This window comes from Mesorhizobium sp. W050 (genome assembly GCF_054719535.1).
The window spans coordinates 359,107-378,729 of record NZ_JBTTIH010000001.1 but is presented as its reverse complement, the minus strand read 5'-3'; the positions used below and the strand labels follow the sequence as shown (position 1 = coordinate 378,729).

Genomic DNA, 19,623 nt, shown 5'->3' with positions numbered 1-19,623 from the left:
TCCCGCCTCGCGACATTTTCGCGCCGGAATTGTGGATTATCGGGCCATTGAGGGAAACATCAACCGGTAAAGCATCCAGGTGTCTTTTCGTTCCAGGCGCCGCCTATGGTAAACCAATTGCTAACCCGGTTCGGCGATGAATGGTCTTTCCTGAGATAGAGAAAGGGGAAAATATGTCCGTTCGCAGTGCCGCAAAACTCTTTACCAGCGTGCTGACGGCGGCCAGCCTCTCGCTCGCCTTGCTGATGCCGGCCGGACCGGCCTTCGCCGATGCCGGTTTTCGGCAATGGGTCGCCGGATTCCGCGCCACGGCCGTGGCGGGCGGCGTTTCCGGCGGGGTCTACGACCGAGCGTTCCGGGGCATCAATGAGCCCGACCCGGTGGTGCTGGAAAAGGCACGCACCCAGCCCGAATTCACCGCACCTGCCTGGGACTATTTCGACAACCGCGTCCACGACCAGTCCGTTGCCGTCGGCCAGCAGATGGCCAAAAAATGGAAGCCGTGGCTGGAACGGATCGAGGCGAGGTTCGGCGTCGACCGCTACATCCTGCTCGCCATCTGGTCGATGGAATCGAATTATGGCGAGATCCTCAAGCGCGACGACATCATGCGCAATGTCATCCGCTCGCTGGCAACCCTCGCCTATGGCGACCCGAAGCGTTCGAAATTCGCCCGCACCCAATTGGTCGCCGCGCTGAAAATCCTGCAGACCGGCGACATCGACGAAAGCCACCTGATGGGCTCCTGGGCCGGCGCCATGGGCCAGACCCAGTTCATCCCGACCAGCTACCAGCATTATGCCGTCGACATGGACGGCAACGGCAAGCGCGACATCTGGAATTCGATCCCCGATGCGTTGGCGACATCAGCCAATCTGCTGAAGAAGAATGGCTGGCAGGGCGGCAAGACCTGGGGCTACGAGGTCACCATTCCGGCGGGCAAACTGCCGGCCGGCTCGAAGACATTGGCGCAGTGGCAGGCGCTCGGCGTCGCCAGGGCCAATGGCAAGCCGTTCAAGAACGCAACCGACAAGGCGACCCTGAAAGTGCCGGACGGCCGCGGCGGACCGGCCTTCCTGATGATCAAGAACTTCTCCGTCATCAAGGCCTACAACAACGCCGACAAATATGCCCTGGCCGTCGGCCTTCTTGCCGACGAAATCGCCGGTTCTAATGGTCTGGTGCAGGACTGGAAGCGGCCTTTCACCAAACTGTCCTTCGAGGAAAGGCAGGAGTTGCAGAAGCGGCTTTCGCAGCACGGACTTTACGACGGCAAGTTCGACGGCAAGATCGGTGACGGCACGAAAACCGCCATCATGACCTATCAGGCAACGGTCGGCTTGACCCAGGACGGGTATCCGAGCATGGAAGTGCTCAAATGGCTCAGAAAGAAATAGAGCCAGCGACGGCAGCTTGCATTTGCGACGCAAGGGATGCCGTAGCATCGGTCTGTGCATGATCGCCTGCGAGGGCCATGCACCAAGGGATGGAGAGGGTGCTTGGTTTCGGCAGCGCGTATCCGTGTGATCGTTTTCCGCTTGCCGATCCTCATTCTGGCCATCGTCGTCCTGGCGACGGGGGTCGCCGGCAGTTTCCACACACCGGCTTTGGCGCAGGAGCAACCGCAGAACCGCGGCTGGTCGCTGCGCGACCTTCTGTTCCCGCGCCGCAGCGAACGCATCGAGCCGCCGCTCGATGTCCGCAAGGCAAAGCCGAAGGTCAAGAAGAAGCCCCGTGCACCGGTTGAACCTTCCGCTCCGATTGTCGAGAAGACACCGGATGCCCGCGTCGTTCTGGTGATCGGCGATTTCATGGCCAACGGCCTGGCCGAAGGCCTCGAAACAGCCTTTGCCGACAATGCCAACATCAGGATCGTCGAGCGCGCCAACGGTTCTTCGGGTTTCGTGCGCGATGATGTCTACAACTGGCCCGAACAGGTCAAATCGCTGGTCGAGAGCGAGAGGCCCGCCGCCGTGGTCGTCATGCTGGGCTCCAACGACCGCCAGCAGATGCGCGTCAACGATGTGCGCGAGCAGCCGCGCTCCGAGAACTGGACCAAGGAATACGAACGCCGGACCGAGGCCTTGGGCAAGGCGCTGGCGGCGACCAAGGTGCCTTATCTGTGGGTCGGCATGCCAGCCTTCAAGACGCCGAAGATGACCTCCGACATGCTGGCATTCAACGATATCTACCACTCGGCTGCCGAGAAGAACGGCGGCGAATTCGTCGATGTCTGGGATGGGTTCGTCGACGAGAACGGCGCCTTTGTCTCGACCGGCCCCGACATTAACGGCCAGGCCGTGCGGCTGCGCTCCGACGACGGCATCAACGTCTCGAAAGCCGGCAAGCGAAAGCTCGCCTTCTACACCGAAAAGCCGCTGGCCAAGATCCTCGGCCTGGCAGCGCCGGGAAGCGTGGTGACGGCTGCCGCACCGGCCGGCGCCCCGGTCGAGGCGCCGTCGCTGCCCGCCGCCCCGATCGTGGTCGACCGCACCGTTCCAATGCTGCTCAACGATCCGGCGCTCGACGGCGGTACCGAACTTCTCGGTGCGGCGGCGGCGCCGAAAGCCAATCCGGATCTGCCCGGCGAAAAACTAATCCTCGAAGGCAAGGCGCCCGAGGCCTCGCCCGGCCGCGCCGACGACTTCTCGTGGCCGCCCAAGGCCGCTGCCGCGACGGATACGACGACGGCGATCAACCGTTAACGGGGGAGTACCGTCGACCCCATCAGCGCTTCATCGATCGAGCGCGCGGCCTGGCGGCCTTCGCGGATCGCCCACACAACCAGCGACTGGCCGCGGCGCACATCACCTGCGGCGTAGAGCTTGTCGACGCTGGTCTTGTAGTCGCGATCGTTGGCTTCGACATTGCGGGAACGGCGGCTGTCGGTGGTGATTTTCATCTCACCGTCCAGCTCTTTCGCGACGCCGGCGGCAGCCGGTCCGGCAAAGCCGATGGCGATGAAGGCGAGGTCTGCACGGATGACGAATTCGGTGCCGGCGATCGGCTTGCGCTTCTCGTCGACTTCGCAGCATTTGACGCCGGTCAGTTGGCCGTCCTCGCCGATGAATTCGAGCGTCGCCACCTGGAATTCGCGCTCCGCACCTTCGGCCTGTGAGGACGAGGTGCGCATCTTGGTCGCCCAGTAAGGCCAGACCGAAAGCTTGTCTTCCTTCTCCGGCGGCTGCGGGCGGATGTCGAGCTGGGTGACGCGCACCGCGCCTTGGCGGAAGGCGGTGCCGACGCAGTCGGACGCGGTATCGCCGCCGCCGACGACGACGACATGCTGGCCGCCGGCGATGATCGGATGCGACGGCCAGGCCACCGACTGGATCGGCTCGCCGCCGACGCGACGGTTCTGCTGCACCAGATAGGGCATGGCGTCATAGACGCCGCCGAGATCGTCGCCCGGAATGTTGGCCGGACGCGGCGATTCCGAACCGCCGCAATAGAGCACCGCATCGTATCCGGCGAGCAACTCTGCCACCGGCTTGTCGACGCCGACATTGACGCCGCAATGGAAGGTCACGCCCTCGCCCTGCATCTGCTCGATGCGGCGGTCGATATAGTGCTTCTCGATCTTGAAGTCGGGAATGCCGTAGCGCATCAGCCCGCCGGGACGGCTCTCACGCTCATAAACGCTGACCTCGTGGCCGGCGCGGCCAAGCTGCTGCGCCGCCGCCATCCCTGCCGGGCCGGAGCCGATGACAGCGACCCGCTTGCCCGTCTTCTTCTCCGGCGGATAAGGCCGGATATGGCCGGTTTCATAAGCCTTGTCGGCGATTGCCTGTTCAACGGTCTTGATGGCAACCGGAATGTCCTCGAGGTTCAGCGTGCAGGCTTCCTCGCAGGGCGCGGGGCAGATGCGGCCGGTGAACTCGGGGAAATTGTTGGTCGAATGCAGGTTGCGGATCGCATTGTCCCAGTCGCCATTGTAGACGAGGTCGTTCCAGTCCGGGATCTGGTTGTGGATCGGGCACCCGGTCGGCCCGTGGCAGAACGGGATGCCGCAATCCATGCAGCGCGCGGCCTGTTTCTCGACCTCCTTGTCCGACATCGGCAGCGTGAATTCGCGGAAATGCCGGATGCGGTCGGAGGCCGGCTGGTACTTGTGCACCTGCCGGTCGATTTCGAGAAAGCCTGTTACCTTGCCCATAGTCCAGTTCCTGCTGTCCAGATGGTGCGGTTTTCGCACCCGTTAACCCCTTGAGGCAGCCATGGCAACCTTGCATCCGAGGTCAAACTGTCGCTGAAAGTTCCGCCGGGAAGCCTGCGCCTCCCGGCAAGTCGAAAAACCTATTCCGCCGCCACGCCCATGCGCATGCGTTCCATCTCGATCAGCGCGCGGCGGTATTCGACCGGCATGATCTTGCGGAATTTCGGCCTGAAGATCGTCCAGTCGTCGAGTATCTCGCGGCCGCGTACCGAACCGGTGAAATGGACGTGGTTCGAGATAAGCTGGTAAAGCCGTTCCTCGTCATGGGTGGTCATGTCGCCCGAGACGTCGACGCGACCCTTGTGGTCGAGGTCACCGCCATGATGCAGCAGCCTTTCCATCAGATCGTCTTCTTCCGGAACCGGCTCCAGCTCGACCATCGCCATGTTGCAGCGCGCGGCGAAATCGCCGGCCTCATCCAGAACATAGGCCACGCCGCCCGACATGCCGGCAGCGAAGTTGCGACCGGTCTGGCCGATGACGACGACGATGCCGCCGGTCATGTATTCGCAGCCATGATCGCCGACGCCTTCAACGACGGCGGCGACGCCCGAATTGCGCACCGCGAAGCGCTCGCCGGCGACACCTGCGAAATAGGCCTCGCCCTCGGTCGCGCCATAGAGGACGGTGTTGCCGACGATGATCGATTCCGCCGCGACGATCCTGGACTCCTCCGGCGGCCGGATGACGATGCGTCCGCCCGACAGGCCCTTGCCGACATAGTCGTTGGCCGCACCGACGAGATCGAACGAGATGCCGCGCGCCAGGAAGGCGCCGAACGACTGGCCGGCGGTGCCGGTCAGCTTCACCTGGATCGTGTCCTCGCGCAGGCCCTTGTGCCTGAAGCGCTTGGCGACTTCGCCCGACAGCATGGCGCCCGTGGAGCGATCGACATTGCGGATGTCGACCTCGATCTTGACCGGCTGCTTGCTTTCGAGCGCGGGCTTCGCCAGTTCGATTAGCTTGCGATCGAGTACATCGTCGATCGGGTGTTTCTGCCGTTCGGTCCAGTGCACCGCCTCATGCGGCGCGTCCGGCTTGAAGAACATCTTGCCGAAATCGAGCCCACGCGCCTTCCAATGCTGGATCATCTCGCGCTTTTCCAGCAGGTCGCTGTCGCCGATGATCTGGTCGATATGGGTGTAGCCCATCTCGGCCAGCAGCCCCCTCACCTCTTCCGCAACATAGAAGAAGAAGTTGATGACATGCTCGGGCGTGCCCTTGAAACGCTTGCGCAGAACCGGGTCCTGCGTCGCGACGCCGACCGGGCAGGTGTTCAAGTGGCACTTGCGCATCATGATGCAGCCGGCCGCGATCAGCGGCGCGGTCGAGAAGCCGAACTCGTCGGCACCGAGCAGCGCACCGATGATGACGTCGCGCCCCGTGCGCAAGCCACCATCGACCTGCAGCGCAACGCGCGAGCGCAGCCCGTTCAGCACCAGCGTCTGGTGCGTCTCGGCTAGGCCCATTTCCCACGGGCTGCCGGCATGCTTGAGCGAGGTCAGCGGCGACGCGCCGGTGCCGCCATCATAGCCCGATATGGTGATGTGGTCGGCGCGTGCCTTGGCGACGCCGGCCGCAACCGTACCGACACCGACTTCCGACACCAGCTTGACCGATACGTCGGCCGCCGGGTTGACGTTCTTCAGATCATAGATCAGCTGCGCCAGATCCTCGATCGAATAGATGTCGTGATGCGGCGGCGGCGAGATCAGGCCGACGCCAGGCGTCGAGTGCCGGACCTTGGCGATGGTGGCGTCGACCTTGTGGCCGGGCAGCTGGCCGCCCTCGCCGGGCTTGGCGCCCTGCGCGACCTTGATCTGCATGACATCGGAATTGACGAGATACTCGGCGGTGACGCCAAACCGCCCCGAGGCGACCTGCTTGATCGCCGAACGTTCGGGGTTCTTGCCGCCGCCGGGCAGCGGCAGATAGCGGTCGGCCTCTTCGCCGCCCTCGCCGGTGTTCGACTTGCCGCCGATCTGGTTCATGGCGCGCGCCAGCGTCGTGTGTGCCTCGCGCGAGATCGAGCCGAACGACATCGCCCCTGTCGAGAAGCGCTTGACGATATCGGCCGCCGACATCACGTCCTCTATCGCCACCTTCTTGCGGCCGGTCTCTTCCGCAAGCTTGATCCTGAACAGGCCGCGTATGGTCTGGGCACGGGCCGTCTCGCTGTCGATCTGCGCGGAATACTCCTTGAACGTCTCCCACGAGCCCTGGCGCACGGCGTGCTGCAAGGTGGCGACGGCGTCGGGCGACCACATATGGGCTTCGCCGCGCATGCGGTACATGTACTCGCCGCCGACCTCGAGGCTGTTGCGCAGCACCGGATCGTTGCCGAAACCGTCGGTGTGGCGGCTGAGCGTCTCAGCCGCGACCTCGTCCAGGCCGACACCTTCGATCAGCGTCGCTGTGCCGGTGAAGTACTTCTCGACGAAATCTGACTTCAGCCCGATGGCGTCGAATATCTGCGCGCCGCAATAGGACTGGTAGGTGGAGATGCCCATCTTCGACATCACCTTGAGGATGCCCTTGCCGATCGACTTGATGTAGCGCGAGACCACCTCGTAGGCGTCAACCTCAGCCGGCAGTTCGCCACGCTTGTGCATGTCGAGCAGCGTATCGAAGGCAAGGTAGGGGTTGATCGCCTCGGCGCCGTAGCCGGCGAGACAGCAGAAATGATGCACTTCGCGCGGCTCGCCGGATTCCACGACCAGGCCGACCGCGGTGCGCAGACCCTTGCGGATCAGATGGTGGTGCACCGCAGCCGTCGCCAGCAGTGCCGGAATGGCGATACGGTCGGGACCGACCTGGCGGTCGGACAGGATGATGATGTTGTAGCCGCCGGCGACAGCGGCTTCCGCCCGCTCGCACAGACGTTCGACCGCGCCCTGCATGCCGGACGCGCCCTCGCTCGACCCGTAGGTGATATCGATGGTCTTGGTGTCGAAACGGTCTTCCGTGTGGCCGATCGAGCGGATCTTTTCCAGATCGCCATTGGTCAGGATCGGCTGGCGCACTTCGAGCCGCTTGCGGCGCGAATTGCCAACCAGGTCGAAGATGTTCGGCCGCGGCCCGATGAAGGACACCAGGCTCATCACCAGTTCCTCGCGGATCGGGTCGATCGGCGGGTTGGTGACCTGGGCGAAATTCTGCTTGAAGTAGGTGTAGAGCAGCTTCGACTTGTCCGACATCGCCGAGATCGGCGTGTCCGTGCCCATCGAACCCACCGCTTCCTGGCCGGTGGTCGCCATCGGCGACATCAGCAGCTTGGTGTCTTCCTGGCTGTAGCCGAACGCCTGCTGGCGATCGAGCAGGCTGACATCCTTGCGCAGCGCGCGCGGCTCGACCGGCTTCAGATCCTCCAGGATCAGCTGCGTGTTGTTGAGCCAGGTCTTGTAGGGATGCCTGGTGGCGATCTCCGACTTGATCTCCTCGTCGGAAATGATGCGGCCCTTGGCGAGGTCGATCAGAAGCATGCGGCCGGGCTGCAGCCGCCACTTCTTGACGATCCTCTCCTCCGGCACCGGCAGCACGCCGGCCTCTGACGCCATGATGACGCGGTCGTCGTCGGTGACGATGTAGCGCGCCGGGCGCAGACCGTTGCGGTCGAGCGTGGCGCCGATCTGGCGACCGTCGGTGAAGGCGACCGCGGCCGGCCCGTCCCACGGCTCCATAAGGGCTGCGTGGTATTCGTAGAAAGCCTTGCGGTCGGCATCCATCAGCTTGTTGCCGGCCCAGGCTTCCGGGATCAGCATCATCATGGCGTGGCTGAGGCTGTAGCCGCCCTGGAACAGGAATTCGAGCGCATTGTCGAAGCACGCCGTGTCGGACTGGCCGTCATAGGAGATCGGCCACAGCTTGGAGATGTTGTTGCCGAACAGTTCGGAATCGACCGAGGCCTGGCGCGCCGCCATCCAGTTGTTGTTGCCGCGCACCGTGTTGATCTCGCCATTATGCGCGACCATGCGGTAGGGGTGCGCGAGCTTCCATGACGGGAAGGTGTTGGTCGAGAAGCGCTGGTGGACGAGGATCAGCGCGGTCTCGAAACGCGGATCCGACAAATCCTTGTAATAGGCGCCGACCTGGTAGGCCAGGAACATGCCCTTGTAGACGATGGTACGCGCCGATAGCGACACACAGTAGGCGCCGATATCCTTGTTGTTGTTCTCGGCGTAGATGCGGCCGGAAATCACCTTGCGCAGCAGGTACAGCCTGGCCTCGTATTCCTCGTCATCTGGAATGTCCGATGTGCGGCCGATGAAGACCTGGCGATGGAACGGTTCGGAGGCCGCAATATCGGGCGCCTTCGACAGCGATGAATTGTCGACCGGCACGTCGCGAAAGCCGAGCAGCGGCAGCCCTTCTGACTGCGCCGATTCGGCGATGATCTCTTCGATATGGGCGCGCAGTGCCGCATCCTGCGGCATGAACCAGTGGCCGACGCCGTATTGGCCTGCCGCCGGCAGTTCGACGCCCTGGGCCGCCATCTCTTCGCGGAAGAAATGATCGGGAACCTGCACCAGCACGCCGGCGCCGTCGCCCATCAGCGGATCGGCGCCGACAGCGCCGCGATGCGTCAGGTTTTCGAGCACGAAGAGCCCGTCCTTGACGATCTGGTGCGACTTCACGTTCTTCATGTTGACGATGAAGCCGACGCCGCACGCGTCATGCTCGTTGCGCGGATCATAGAGACCCTGCGCGGCCATGCCATTGGTGGTCAGGCCGTTGGTGGTCTGGCCTTCTTTGGTCAGAACGGTATTTTTAACGGCTGCCGCTTTCGTCTGCGCGGCCTGGCCGATAATCGCAGATGGCGTCAGTTCCGTCATCGTCCTGTCCTCCGTTCCGGCCCCTTGCACGTCTAGCATTTGGGGCGCTGGTCTACCTTGGGAAGCGACTGGCTTCCGCTCTCATTCTTGCGGCACGTCTTTTCGAAATCCTTGGCGGACCGTGCGGTGCACCGCCGGTTCGTATCCGGTATCGTACAGGCCACAGCCGAGCCGTCTACCCGTCGCTCGCGGCAACGGCCGGAGTGGCCCAAATGATACGCCAATCCAGCCTGACTTGTGCGACAAAATAAGACAGCACTACTGTCCTAAATTTTTATGGCAGAAATCCTAGGCGCACACAAGACCGATTCACCAAATTCTTGGACGTTTGGCGACAGAAAATTGCGTCGGGCGCTGTTGAAACGAAATTTCGGTCCCGGCACTCCTTCGTGATCGCCTTTGGCTTTACCGCTTTTTCAGCCCTTGGCCCTTGCGCGTCAAACCCCGAAACGGCCATGGTCGCGCTCTTGTCGCAACCAGACTTTCTCAACCAGGCAGGGACTTTCCTGATGTTCTTTGCATCCGACAACTGGGCGGGCGTCCATTCCAACATTGCCGCCGGGCTGTCAGCCAATGCTGGCGGCTTTTCGACCGCCTATGGCGATGGCGATCTCGACCGGGCCGTCTACCAGCGTTTCAGCGAGATCTTCGAACGCGAGGTCGCGGTGTTCTTCGTCGCTACCGGCACGGCGGCCAACTCGCTGTCCCTGGCCGCTTACAACAAGCCCGGCGGCATTTCCTTTGCGCACCGCGAATCGCACATCATCGAGGACGAATGCGGCGCGCCGGAATATTTCAGCGGCGGCTCGCGTCTCCATGCTGTCGACGGCGCCCTGGGCAAGATCGATCCGCACAATCTTGAACGCGCCGTCGCCCGTTTCGCACCCGAAATCGTCCATTGGGGACGCCCGACGGCCGTCTCGATCACCCAATCGACCGAAGTCGGCACAGTGTACGGGCTCGACGACATTTCCACCATTTCGGAGATCGCCAAACGCTTTTCCCTGCCGCTGCATATGGACGGCGCCCGTTTTGCCAACGCATTGGTCGCGCTTGAGACGACGCCGGCCGAAATGACCTGGAAGCGCGGCGTCGACATCGTCTCGTTCGGCGGCACCAAGAACGGCTGCTGGTGTGCCGAAGCGGTGGTGCTGTTCGATCTAGACCGCGCCAAGGAGTTGTCCTTCCTGCGCAAGCGCGCCGCACAGCTGTTCTCCAAGTCGCGCTTCATCGCAGCGCAGTTCGACGCCTACTTCACAGACGGCCTGTGGCTGGACACGGCCCGTCATGCCAATGCCATGGCCGCGCGCCTGGCGGCTGCGATCGAGGATTCGGCAACGGCGAAGCTCGCCTGGTTGCCGCAGGCCAACGAGGTGTTCGCGGTGATGAAAAAGGCGGAAGCCGAAAGGCTGCAATCCGTCGGCGCAGCCTTTTACGACTGGCACAGGCCGCACGGCTTCGACGGCCATGTCGGCGAGGACGAGTTGCTCTATCGCTTCGTCACCAGCTTTGCCACGACTTCAGATGAGGTCGATCGCTTCGGCCAGATGATCGCCTGAACCCGCGAGACCGCGCCAATGACAAAGCCACCTCTCGGCTCAACCATGCGGCTGGTTCGCCCGGCGCCAAACGTGCTCGGCTTCTACGATGGCCGCGTTGACGGCGTTCGCGCCTGGTCGGACGAGCCGAACTGGCTGGACGACGGCGCCTATGCCCTCGGCATCTGCACCTATGCGATCGTCGATGGTTCGCAGGCGCTTGTCTACGACACGCATATTTCGCTGCCTCACGCGCGCTTCATCAGGCAGACGCTCGAAGAGATGGGCGCAACATCGATCCGGGTCGTGCTCAGCCACTGGCATGACGATCATATTGCCGGCAATGAGGTGTTTCAGGATTGCGAGATTATCGCCAACACGCTCACCGCCTCGGCGCTCGCGAACAACCGGGCTGAGATCGAAAGCGGTGTTCCACCGATCAAGCCTCTCGTGCTGCCGAACAGGACCTTCGCAGGCAGTCTTGACCTCGCCGTTGGATCGATCGCCGTCGAACTGCGTCAGGTCGAAATCCACAGCCATGACGGCACGGTGCTGTTCATGCCCGAAACCGGCCTGCTCCTGGCGGGCGACACGCTCGAGGATCCGATCACCTATGTCAGCGAGGCGGATCGGCTGGCGCAACATCTGGTTGATCTCGAACGCATGGCCGGCTGGTCGATAGACCGCATCTTGCCCAATCACGGCTCGCTCGAAGCGATTGAGCGAGGCGGCTACGACAAAGGCCTCATCGCCGCCACGCAAGCCTACGTTCAAAAACTGCTTCGCTGCCGGCGTGAGCCTGATCTTGCGAAGCAGGATCTGAAAACCTTCGGCGCCGACATGTTCGCCACGGGCGCGGTCGAGTACTTCGCGCTGTACGAGCCCGTCCACCGGCAAAACGTCGAGGCCGTTCTCGCAACCGGCACCGGTCGCTAAGCAAGGAAAGGCCGCGCCAAAAGCTCGAGGCCAAGCAAGATCAGGAAAATAAGAAACCAGCGCCGGAAGGTCGCCGGGCTGATCCGCTGCCGGAGCAACTGTCCGAGCCACATGCCGAGCAAGGCCGGCGCAACCGCCAGCGACGACATGGCGACATGCCCGACCTGGAACGCGCCGTGCGAGGCAAGGCCGGCAGCGAGCGCGATCGTCGACACGGTGAAGGACAGGCCGAGCGCCTGGATCAGATCGTCACGGCTCAAGCCCAGCGCCTGAATGTAAGGCACAGCGGGCACGACAAACACGCCGGTGCCGCCGGTGACGATGCCGGTAAGGAAACCGACGATGGGCGACGACCAGCGCTCGGCTGACGCGGGAACCGTCAACTGCCGCGCCAGCAGCGTATAGACGGCATAGACGATCAGCGCCGCCCCGAGGCCGGCCGTCGTCCATTTGACATTGTCGCTGGCCAGCAGCCATGAGCCGGCCAGCGTGCCGGCGACGATGCCGACCATCATCAGCCACAGCCGACTGAGGATCCATCCGAAGCTCGGGCCGGCAAACAGCTGCCAGATATTGGTGACGAAGGACGGCACGATCAGCAGCGAAGCCGCGGCGACCGGCGGCATGATTGTGCCCAGCAGCCCCATCGCCAACGTCGGCAGTCCCATACCGGTAACGCCCTTGACGATGCCGGCCAGCAGGAAGGTCACCGCAATGGTTGCCGTTAGGGCCAGGGAAAAATCAGCCGAGAGATCAGACATCGCCCTTCATGGGAAGACGGCGCCCGCCGCAAAAGAGCCAGAACTCTTCGGTTGGGGTGACAGAGGCTGCGGCGAAAAAAGCGGCGCCTCGCGGCGCCGCTTTCGTCTCGGGAGGAGACGCTTTTAACCTTGGGCGTTGTGACGCCGCCGTCTTGGTCACGCGGCGTTCTTGGCCTCGATCTGCTTGGCGTTGGCCGAAGAGGCGGTAATCGCGATCTTGCGCGGCTTCAGCTCCTCGGGGATGTTGCGCTTAAGGTCGACGAAAAGCAGGCCGTTCTTCAGCGTGGCGCCGACGACCTCGACATGGTCGGCAAGCTGGAAGCGGCGCTCGAACGAACGCGAAGCAATGCCGCGGTAGAGCAGCTCGGAGCCTTCGCCATTGCCTTCTTCCTTGCGCTCACCCTTGACGGTCAGCACGTTGCGGTGGGCTTCGATCGAAATCTCTTCGTCCGAGAAGCCGGCAACCGCCATCGAGATGCGATAGGCGTCCTCGCCGGTGCGCTCGATGTTGTAGGGCGGATAGGTCTGCGCGCCATCAGGCTGGGCCAGCGAGTCGAGCATGGTGAACAGGCGGTCGAAGCCGACGGTCGAGCGATAGAGCGGGGAAAAATCAACGTGACGCATGAGGTGTTCTCCTGTTGAGCAACATGTTTGCGTGTGGCCGGTGCGAAACCCTGGAAAGGCGTTTCGGTGGACCAGCAGCCCCAAGAGCGGCGGCTGCATCCGACATTTGGGGAGCGCAAAAGCGCATTTCAAGGATTTTTGAAGAGCGCCAATCGAGGCGTCGATGAACGGCAGATGAACCGCCGCTTCGGCGCCCGTTCAGCCGGCCGGTGCCAGAGTGCCCCACGATAAAGAACCAGGCGGCGCCGGATGAAAGCGCCGCGACGAGGCCGACCGGGTGTAACGTCCCTTCCTCCCGGATCGACAGAGGCCGGAAGCACGCCGCCGCAGGCTGCTTCCGGCCTTGCTCGTTGTTCGTCCGCCCCCTTGGCGCCCTCCCTTTGCTTTTCATCCATTGGCGTCTATCACCATGCCGACGCCCCTGCCGGGTGAGACACCACGAACACGCAAGCGCCTAATGACGGATCTCTTCCATCCCACGCCAGGCAATCCGCCGCCGCAAAATGTCGGCGGCGGCTTTTTCACCACGCGCGACGGCAAGAAGATCCGCTACGGCCTTTTTGCCGCGGTCACCCGGCCGCTGAAAGGCACCGTCGTGCTGCTGCCCGGCCGCAACGAGTGCATCGAGAAATATTTCGAAACCATCCGCAACCTGACCGACCGCGGCCTCGGCGTCGCCACCCTCGACTGGCGCGGCCAGGGCGATTCCGACCGGCTGATCGCCGACCCGCAACGCGGCTATGTCCGCTCCTTCTACGATTACACCGGCGACCTCGAACAGTTCTTCGAGGATATCGTGCTGCCCGACTGCCGCGGCCCGTATTACATCCTCGCCCATTCCATGGGCGCCGTGATCGCGCTGCTCGCGGCACCGTCGATGGTCAACCGGGTGCGTCGCATGGTGCTGATTGCGCCTTTCCTGACGGTGCCCGACTCGCCCGTGTCGGCAAAAACCGCGCGCCGCGTCTGCTCGATATTGTGCTTTCTCGGCCTCGGCCGGCTCTACGCCGCCTGGGGTCCGCGTCCCAGGGAAACCCTGCCCTTCGCCCTCAACAAGGTGACATCGGACCCCGGGCGCTATCAGCGCAACACGAAAATCTACGAGCACTATCCGCAACTGGCGCTCGGCGGGCCGACGATCCGCTGGCTGCAGGCGGCAATCAAGGCAGGCGAAGCCATCAGCGAGCCCGACTTCATGGCCAGGATCCAGGTGCCGCTGCTGATGATCGCCGCCGGCGCCGATCAGGTCGTCTCGACCAAGGCCGTGGAAGCCTACGCCAGGCGTCTGCGCCTCGGCTCGCTGCTGATGATCGATGGCTCGAAACACGAGATCCTGCAGGAGGCCGATGTCTATCGCGAGCAGTTGCTCGCCGCCTTCGACGCCTTCATACCCGGCAACGACGACCCGACAGCCTGATGCCGCCGGCGCTGCATGTTGCGGCGCCTTGAGCTTGCGCCTGCTGACAGCCTTCTGTCAGGAGCAGCGCCGGCAGCACCCAAAGAGCTAAAGATTCTGACAGCCGGTGCCGCCCCGGAATGCTCATCTCTCCGCATACTGAACGCCAAGGGGATGACGTCATGACCGAGAAAACCTGCGCTGCCTGCGATTGCCAGCTGGACGCCAACCCGATCCGCGTCAAGGTCGGCGGCAAGACCGTCGAGGTCTGCTGCGAGGAATGCGCGATTGCGCTGAACGAAGCCGGCGCCTCAGTGGCCGGCGCATCAGTGGCCGGCAACGGGGAAGCCTGAGCGATGCGCCCCGATCATGCAGCGGCGGCGCAATGCCTCGCACATCAGCCGACAACTCAAACCGCGACGTTCCGGCGGTCCTTGCGGACACAAGGCATCGCGGCGGCCAACTGGATCGGCCGTCAACTGGAAAGGCGCCGAAGCCGCCTTGCCTTGCTCGAAATGACCGACGAACAGCTCAAGGACATCGGTCTGTCGCGCAGCGACGCTCACTGCGAATACATGCGCCGTTTGTGGGACTGAGCCATGGCCGTTACGAAGGGCCCGACAGGTGAAGTCTCCTGACAGGTTTGGACAAGCCAATCGCCTAAATGTGCCGGAGCAGCTTTCGGTGCAAGGGTAGAATGCAACGGCCATGTCTCAGCTCACCATGTCGCAGTTCACGGTACAGACGCTTCTGGACACCGGCACCGTCAGGGTGAGGGATGTCCTCTGCAGCGGCGAATGCCGGCACAAGAGCGAAGAAGAGTGCACCGCTGCCACGCATCTTGTGTTTCCCTATCGCGGCGTCTTCGTGCGCCATGTCGGCCGCAACGATGCGGTCGCCGAAGCCAACCAGTTGTTGTTCTTCAACAACGCCGAAGGCTACCGGATCAGCCATCCCGTCAAGGGTGGCGATTCCTGCCTCGATCTCGTTGTCGAGGAGGCGCAACTGCAGGAGCTGACGCCGAAGGAGCAGTTGCGCTCGGGCAGCGCCGTGGCGTTTCGTCGTCAGCGCCGCCGCATCGACCCGCGGGCTCAGGCGCTGGTGGCGGTGCTGCGCCACAGCCTGAGCCGCAACATTGCCGAAACGCTGGAGGCCGAAACCCTGGCGCTGACGCTGGTGCGGCGCTCCCTCGGCGAGCGCACCTCGCATGCCGCCGGCGCAAGCGCTGGCCGGCAGAAGCTGGTCGATCGCGCCAAGCTCGTCCTGTCCTCGGATCTTTCGCGGCGCTGGACGCTGGCCGAGATCGCCGCTGAAGTCGGGGTATCACCGGTTTATCTCACGCAGGTTTTCCAGCAGGTCGAGGCGATGCCGCTCTATCGCTACCATCTGCGCATGCGGCTGGCGCGCGCGCTCGACCTGCTTGGCCGCTACGACAATCTGACCACGCTCGGCCTGGACCTCGGCTTCTCCAGCCACAGCCATTTCAGCTCAGCGTTCAGGCAGGTCTACGGGCGAACGCCGGCGGAATTCCAGCGCTCGATCAAGCCGCGCTGATCGGGTCGACTATCAGCCCCGCAGGGCTGCCATTGCAGCCGCATGAAGCTCCGGCGTTGCGGCGGCCAGGATGTCGCCGCCCTTTTCCGCCGGACCGCCCTCGAATGTGGTGACGACGCCGCCGGCCTTTTCGATGATCGGGATCAGCGCCACGATGTCGTAGGGTTTCAATCCGGGATCGGCGACGATGTCGACGCTGCCCGAGGCAATCATGGCAAAGGCGTAGCAATCGGCGCCGTAGCGGGCGAGCTGGATCTGTTTCTCGAACGCGTCGTAGCGGGTGCGCGCCTCGCCCTTGAAAAGCGCCGGCGTGGTGGTGAACAAGGTCGCCTCGTCAAGCTTCGTCCTCTTGCGGGTCGACAGCTTCCGCGGCCCACCGGGGCCTTCGTAGTGGGAGCCGGAAGCGTTGGCGTAGAACAGCTCGCCGGTGAACGGCTGCGCCATCATGCCGGCGACGGCGTCACCGTCGACCGTCAATCCGACCAGCGTTCCCCACACCGGCAAGCCTGAGATGAAGGCGCGGGTACCATCGATCGGATCGATCACCCAGACATGCCTTGAGGAGATGTTTTCGCTGCCATGTTCTTCGCCAAGGATACCGTGATCGGGATACTCAGCCGAGATCAGCGCCCGGATGGCGCGCTCGGCCTCGCGGTCGGCCTCGGTGACCGGGTCGAAACTGCCTTTTTCCTTGTTGGCCACCGCGCCCTGTGCGCGGAAACGCGGCAAGGTTTCAGCCGCCGCCGCTTGCGCGATCCGGCGCATGAAATCGATGCTGATGTCCACGTGATTCTCCCGCATTGCAGAGTGCCAACCCGGTCTGCCGGCACTTTCCCGCCAAAACAAGCCGGTTTGTCGATTTATCAGAGACATCAGCGTTGCCGAAATGTCACACATCGGGACCATCGAAACGCATTTTCACATCAGAGTGAATTAAAAAAGCGTGGAATCGATTGACATTTGTGCATCGCACAATAAATTTGTTCTCGGACAGGTTTTCCTGTCCATGCCCTCCTTGGGCGTTTCCTCCCTAGACTTCGACCGTGTCGTGCAAACGATGCGGTCTTTTTTTACGCTGCGGGATGGCCAGCGCGGGATCTCATGAACAGCCGCCGCTCCGGCGTCATTCGGCGGCCAGCGGCAGGTCGATGAAGTGGTGGTCGGGCATCGCCATCAGGTCGGCCGAAAAGCGCGCCATATCGTCGGCCAGCGCATCGAAGCCGGCCGATTTCTGGAACGTCCGCTCATTCATGTAGAGGCCGCGATTGACCTCGATCTGCAGCGCATGCAGATGGCGCGCCGGCCGGCCGTAATGCTCGGTGATGAAACCCCCTGCATAGGGTTTGTTGTGGGCGACGGTGTAGCCCATGCCGATGAGCAGGCCGATCGCCGTCTCGGTCAGGGCCGCCGTGGCCGAGATGCCGAAACGGTCGCCCACGATGAAATCCGGCCGCAGGCCGCTGTCGCCCACCCTGATGCTCGCCGGCATCGAATGGCAGTCGATCAGCACGGCATAGCCGAACCTGGCATGGGTTCTGGTCAATAGCCGCTTCAGCGTCTCGTGATAGGGTTTGTAGACCGCCTCTATGCGCTGGACGGCCTCCGCCAGCGGCAGACGGCCGGAATAGATGTCGAGCCCCTCACCCACCAGCTTGGGCACGGTGCCGAGCCCGCCGGCAACGCGCGCCGAGCGGATGTTGCAGAAGGACGGCACCGGCTCGGCGAACATGCGCGGGTCGAGTTCCCAGGGTTCGCGATTGACGTCGAGGTAGGCGCGCGGAAAATTCGCCGCCAGCATCGGCGCGCCCAGCACCACCGCGCTGCCGAACAGCTCGTCGACATAGCAATCCTCGGAGCGGCGGATGGCGTTCCGGTCGAGCCGCGCCATGGCCAGGAAGCGGTCTGGATAATAGCGGCCGCTATGCGGTGAGTTGAAGACGAAGGGAACGCGCTGCTCGGCGCCCGATCGGATTTCGAAGGGTGGAACGACCGAAAAATCTTCGGCTGCCGTCGTCAATTTGAACGAACCCGGAAACAGCAATGCATCATGATGGGAAACTGCCACCTCATCGGCCGCATGTCCAGCATTTCGGCATGTCAGGAACCCCGTCAAATCAGGATTAATGCCGCCAACGTTCACTTGATGTTTACCGTCAGCTCCTCATATACAGGATGGTTAACGGGCTTGCCGGACGGCAGGCTTGGCTGGGGTGATTCGGACGGGACAAGATGGCACGCATTCTGCTGGCGGAAGACGACGACGACATGCGCCGGTTCCTGGTCAAGGCACTGGAGCGGGCCGGCTACCACGTCAGCGATTTCGACAATGGCGCCAGCGCCTACGAGCGGCTGCGCGAAGAACCTTTCTCCCTGCTGCTGACCGATATCGTCATGCCGGAGATGGACGGCATCGAACTCGCCCGCCGCGCCACCGAGATCGATCCCGACCTGAAGGTGATGTTCATCACCGGTTTCGCGGCCGTCGCGCTCAACCCCGATTCCAAGGCGCCGAAAGACGCCAAGGTGCTGTCCAAGCCCTTCCACCTGCGCGATCTCGTCAACGAGGTCGAAAAAATGCTGCAGGCCGCCTGAAGCACGCACAGTGTGATCTCGCCGCTTCGTCGGCGGCGCGACAAAACGAGCCTTTCTTTCCCTTTCCGGCTATTGACGCGCTGGACCAAAAATGGTGTATGCGCGGCTTCGGATGGGCGTGTAGCTCAGCGGGAGAGCACTGCATTGACATTGCAGGGGTCACAGGTTCAATCCCTGTCACGCCCACCATCCTTTCAATAACTTAGCCAAGCCCGTTTTTGGCTGACCCCTTCGACGACTTAGCCGGTAAGGCGGCCACCGCTTGTGGCAGCCGCCTCGTTCAAACGCGACGCGCTTTAGACGTGGTGCGGGCTTAGCGTCCTTGAAGGCGCAGGCTCGATGCCGTCCTCCATAAGAATATCCTTCTTGCGAGCGAACGCGACGAAGACGCCTCGTGCTGTCTCGGGTTCCACATCACCAATCAGAGCGGCTTTGCAAGCGCGAATAGCAGCTCTCTGCTCCGGGCTGTTGCCACACCATTCGGCTGCGAATTGATAGGCATCTGCGACCGTGTTGAGTTGGCGGGGAAAGCCCAAGCCCACCCACACCCGGACCGGCTTTTCAAAAGGTTTCGATAGCATCATGACCTCCTTTCCTAATGCATGTCACCCAGAAGTGTGCCGCGGGTCTGGGACAACGACATGCATCAAAACAAAGACTTAAAGCGTGTCGCATGAATCGGTTTCAGCGCGACGCGCTTTAGGCAGTCACTCCTCCGCCTTCGCCACCTCTGCCCATCATCCACGGCATTGTCGTGGATGCTTCTTCAAGGATTCTGGCTGCTTTCGCAAAACCGCTGAACGCGTCTCTGGCTGCGGAAAGCGGATAATCGCTATCGAAAGCTCGCTGGCAGGCCCGCAATGCGGTTTGGTGAATGGGGCCGCGCCTGTCCTTTGGCCATTCATAGAGGAACTCCAGAGCATCCTCGAGACACGTGATTTCCTGAACAAGGTTGTCGCCGCTTTTCACGAAAACGGCGCTGTCGAACATCCGATCGTTCATATGATCCTCCAAATCGAACGAACCATTGAGTTTCATGGTTTGCGCGGTCCAGGCCAACTGCGGGAGCGCGACAGAGGCGCGCCAGTACGTCCTGCAGTGATCATCTTCGTTTCTCCGCAATCACGGCCTCCCGGCCGAAGCCGGGAGGCGGACCCGCAGTTCAAAGTGACAG

General features: G+C 62.9%; 17 protein-coding genes and 1 tRNA gene. 10 read left to right on the top strand and 8 right to left on the bottom strand.

Annotated features, from left to right (window positions below; genetic code table 11):
* Positions 1-173: 173 nt before the first annotated feature.
* Positions 174-1,397: a lytic murein transglycosylase gene (locus tag ACYG9Y_RS01775; protein ID WP_023691763.1), complete on the top strand. Its 1,224-nt coding sequence runs from the start codon at positions 174-176 to the stop codon at positions 1,395-1,397.
* A gap of 102 nt (positions 1,398-1,499) precedes the next feature.
* Positions 1,500-2,705 (top strand): SGNH/GDSL hydrolase family protein, encoded by a 1,206-nt coding sequence (locus tag ACYG9Y_RS01770; protein WP_023737642.1) that lies wholly within the window; start codon positions 1,500-1,502, stop codon positions 2,703-2,705.
* On the opposite strand, the gene ACYG9Y_RS01765 is transcribed toward ACYG9Y_RS01770, so the two are convergent.
* Positions 2,702-4,156, bottom strand: a complete 1,455-nt coding sequence (locus ACYG9Y_RS01765) for a glutamate synthase subunit beta (protein ID WP_023671207.1) — start codon at positions 4,154-4,156, stop codon at positions 2,702-2,704. The genes ACYG9Y_RS01770 and ACYG9Y_RS01765 overlap by 4 nt on opposite strands.
* Positions 4,157-4,296: 140 nt before the next feature.
* Positions 4,297-9,048: a glutamate synthase large subunit gene (gene gltB / locus ACYG9Y_RS01760; RefSeq protein ID WP_023737641.1), complete on the bottom strand. Its 4,752-nt coding sequence runs from the start codon at positions 9,046-9,048 to the stop codon at positions 4,297-4,299.
* A gap of 509 nt (positions 9,049-9,557) precedes the next feature.
* On the opposite strand from gltB, the gene ACYG9Y_RS01755 reads away from it, so the two are divergent.
* Both ACYG9Y_RS01755 and ACYG9Y_RS01750 read left to right on the top strand, forming a co-directional pair.
* Positions 9,558-10,607: a threonine aldolase family protein gene (locus ACYG9Y_RS01755; RefSeq protein WP_023686416.1), complete on the top strand. Its 1,050-nt coding sequence runs from the start codon at positions 9,558-9,560 to the stop codon at positions 10,605-10,607.
* An 18-nt stretch (positions 10,608-10,625) separates the two neighbouring features.
* Complete coding sequence (locus ACYG9Y_RS01750) at positions 10,626-11,522, top strand: MBL fold metallo-hydrolase (RefSeq protein WP_023737640.1); 897 nt, start codon at positions 10,626-10,628, stop codon at positions 11,520-11,522.
* Here the strand turns inward: ACYG9Y_RS01750 and ACYG9Y_RS01745 are convergent.
* Positions 11,519-12,283, bottom strand: coding sequence for a sulfite exporter TauE/SafE family protein (locus tag ACYG9Y_RS01745; RefSeq protein WP_023728418.1), 765 nt, complete (start codon positions 12,281-12,283; stop codon positions 11,519-11,521). The two genes, ACYG9Y_RS01750 and ACYG9Y_RS01745, sit on opposite strands and share 4 nt — an antisense overlap.
* Before the next feature lie 156 nt (positions 12,284-12,439).
* Complete coding sequence (locus ACYG9Y_RS01740) at positions 12,440-12,907, bottom strand: Hsp20 family protein (protein WP_023671202.1); 468 nt, start codon at positions 12,905-12,907, stop codon at positions 12,440-12,442.
* A gap of 457 nt (positions 12,908-13,364) precedes the next feature.
* Here ACYG9Y_RS01740 and ACYG9Y_RS01735 point away from each other — a divergent pair, with 457 nt between their 5' ends.
* The 4 genes from ACYG9Y_RS01735 (at position 13,365) to ACYG9Y_RS01720 (ending at position 15,857) form a co-directional block, all read left to right on the top strand.
* Positions 13,365-14,324, top strand: coding sequence for an alpha/beta fold hydrolase (locus ACYG9Y_RS01735; RefSeq protein WP_023737639.1), 960 nt, complete (start codon positions 13,365-13,367; stop codon positions 14,322-14,324).
* 161 nt (positions 14,325-14,485) lie between these two features.
* The gene (locus ACYG9Y_RS01730) at positions 14,486-14,656 is read left to right on the top strand and encodes a hypothetical protein (RefSeq protein WP_023683236.1); all 171 of its coding nucleotides are present in this window, start codon (positions 14,486-14,488) and stop codon (positions 14,654-14,656) included.
* A gap of 3 nt (positions 14,657-14,659) precedes the next feature.
* Positions 14,660-14,899: a DUF1127 domain-containing protein gene (locus ACYG9Y_RS01725; protein ID WP_023686421.1), complete on the top strand. Its 240-nt coding sequence runs from the start codon at positions 14,660-14,662 to the stop codon at positions 14,897-14,899.
* 127 nt (positions 14,900-15,026) lie between these two features.
* The gene (locus tag ACYG9Y_RS01720) at positions 15,027-15,857 is read left to right on the top strand and encodes a helix-turn-helix transcriptional regulator (protein ID WP_023737638.1); all 831 of its coding nucleotides are present in this window, start codon (positions 15,027-15,029) and stop codon (positions 15,855-15,857) included.
* A 12-nt stretch (positions 15,858-15,869) separates the two neighbouring features.
* Here the strand turns inward: ACYG9Y_RS01720 and hisN are convergent, their stop codons facing one another.
* Both hisN and ACYG9Y_RS01710 read right to left on the bottom strand, forming a co-directional pair.
* Positions 15,870-16,643: a histidinol-phosphatase gene (gene hisN, locus ACYG9Y_RS01715; RefSeq protein ID WP_023671197.1), complete on the bottom strand. Its 774-nt coding sequence runs from the start codon at positions 16,641-16,643 to the stop codon at positions 15,870-15,872.
* A gap of 337 nt (positions 16,644-16,980) precedes the next feature.
* A complete protein-coding gene (locus ACYG9Y_RS01710; RefSeq protein WP_023704024.1) occupies positions 16,981-17,922 on the bottom strand; it encodes an N-formylglutamate amidohydrolase in 942 nt (313 codons plus the stop codon).
* A 164-nt stretch (positions 17,923-18,086) separates the two neighbouring features.
* Between ACYG9Y_RS01710 and cpdR the strand changes: the two genes are divergently transcribed.
* Entirely contained in the window at positions 18,087-18,449 is a 363-nt protein-coding gene (gene cpdR / locus ACYG9Y_RS01705; protein ID WP_023671195.1) for a cell cycle two-component system response regulator CpdR, read from the top strand.
* A gap of 114 nt (positions 18,450-18,563) precedes the next feature.
* A tRNA-Val gene (locus ACYG9Y_RS01700) sits at positions 18,564-18,638 on the top strand.
* 107 nt (positions 18,639-18,745) lie between these two features.
* Here the strand turns inward: ACYG9Y_RS01700 and ACYG9Y_RS01695 are convergent.
* On the bottom strand, positions 18,746-19,033 hold the full coding sequence (locus tag ACYG9Y_RS01695) for a DUF982 domain-containing protein (protein WP_245260022.1): 288 nt from the start codon (positions 19,031-19,033) through the stop codon (positions 18,746-18,748).
* A gap of 115 nt (positions 19,034-19,148) precedes the next feature.
* Positions 19,149-19,451: a DUF982 domain-containing protein gene (locus ACYG9Y_RS01690; RefSeq protein WP_023733492.1), complete on the bottom strand. Its 303-nt coding sequence runs from the start codon at positions 19,449-19,451 to the stop codon at positions 19,149-19,151.
* Positions 19,452-19,623: the final 172 nt, after the last annotated feature.

What these genes read in the sequence shown, in the direction of transcription:
- ACYG9Y_RS01775 (WP_023691763.1), top strand. Translation starts at nt 174, where the DNA reads ATGTCCGTTCGCAGTGCCGCAAAACTCTTTACCAGCGTGCTGACGGCG.
- ACYG9Y_RS01765 (WP_023671207.1), bottom strand. Translation starts at nt 4,156, where the DNA reads ATGGGCAAGGTAACAGGCTTTCTCGAAATCGACCGGCAGGTGCACAAG.
- gltB (WP_023737641.1), bottom strand. Translation starts at nt 9,048, where the DNA reads ATGACGGAACTGACGCCATCTGCGATTATCGGCCAGGCCGCGCAGACG.
- ACYG9Y_RS01755 (WP_023686416.1), top strand. Translation starts at nt 9,558, where the DNA reads ATGTTCTTTGCATCCGACAACTGGGCGGGCGTCCATTCCAACATTGCC.
- ACYG9Y_RS01750 (WP_023737640.1), top strand. Translation starts at nt 10,626, where the DNA reads ATGACAAAGCCACCTCTCGGCTCAACCATGCGGCTGGTTCGCCCGGCG.
- ACYG9Y_RS01745 (WP_023728418.1), bottom strand. Translation starts at nt 12,283, where the DNA reads ATGTCTGATCTCTCGGCTGATTTTTCCCTGGCCCTAACGGCAACCATT.
- ACYG9Y_RS01740 (WP_023671202.1), bottom strand. Translation starts at nt 12,907, where the DNA reads ATGCGTCACGTTGATTTTTCCCCGCTCTATCGCTCGACCGTCGGCTTC.
- ACYG9Y_RS01735 (WP_023737639.1), top strand. Translation starts at nt 13,365, where the DNA reads ATGACGGATCTCTTCCATCCCACGCCAGGCAATCCGCCGCCGCAAAAT.
- ACYG9Y_RS01730 (WP_023683236.1), top strand. Translation starts at nt 14,486, where the DNA reads ATGACCGAGAAAACCTGCGCTGCCTGCGATTGCCAGCTGGACGCCAAC.
- ACYG9Y_RS01725 (WP_023686421.1), top strand. Translation starts at nt 14,660, where the DNA reads ATGCGCCCCGATCATGCAGCGGCGGCGCAATGCCTCGCACATCAGCCG.
- ACYG9Y_RS01720 (WP_023737638.1), top strand. Translation starts at nt 15,027, where the DNA reads ATGTCGCAGTTCACGGTACAGACGCTTCTGGACACCGGCACCGTCAGG.
- cpdR (WP_023671195.1), top strand. Translation starts at nt 18,087, where the DNA reads ATGGCACGCATTCTGCTGGCGGAAGACGACGACGACATGCGCCGGTTC.
- ACYG9Y_RS01695 (WP_245260022.1), bottom strand. Translation starts at nt 19,033, where the DNA reads ATGATGCTATCGAAACCTTTTGAAAAGCCGGTCCGGGTGTGGGTGGGC.
- ACYG9Y_RS01690 (WP_023733492.1), bottom strand. Translation starts at nt 19,451, where the DNA reads ATGAACGATCGGATGTTCGACAGCGCCGTTTTCGTGAAAAGCGGCGAC.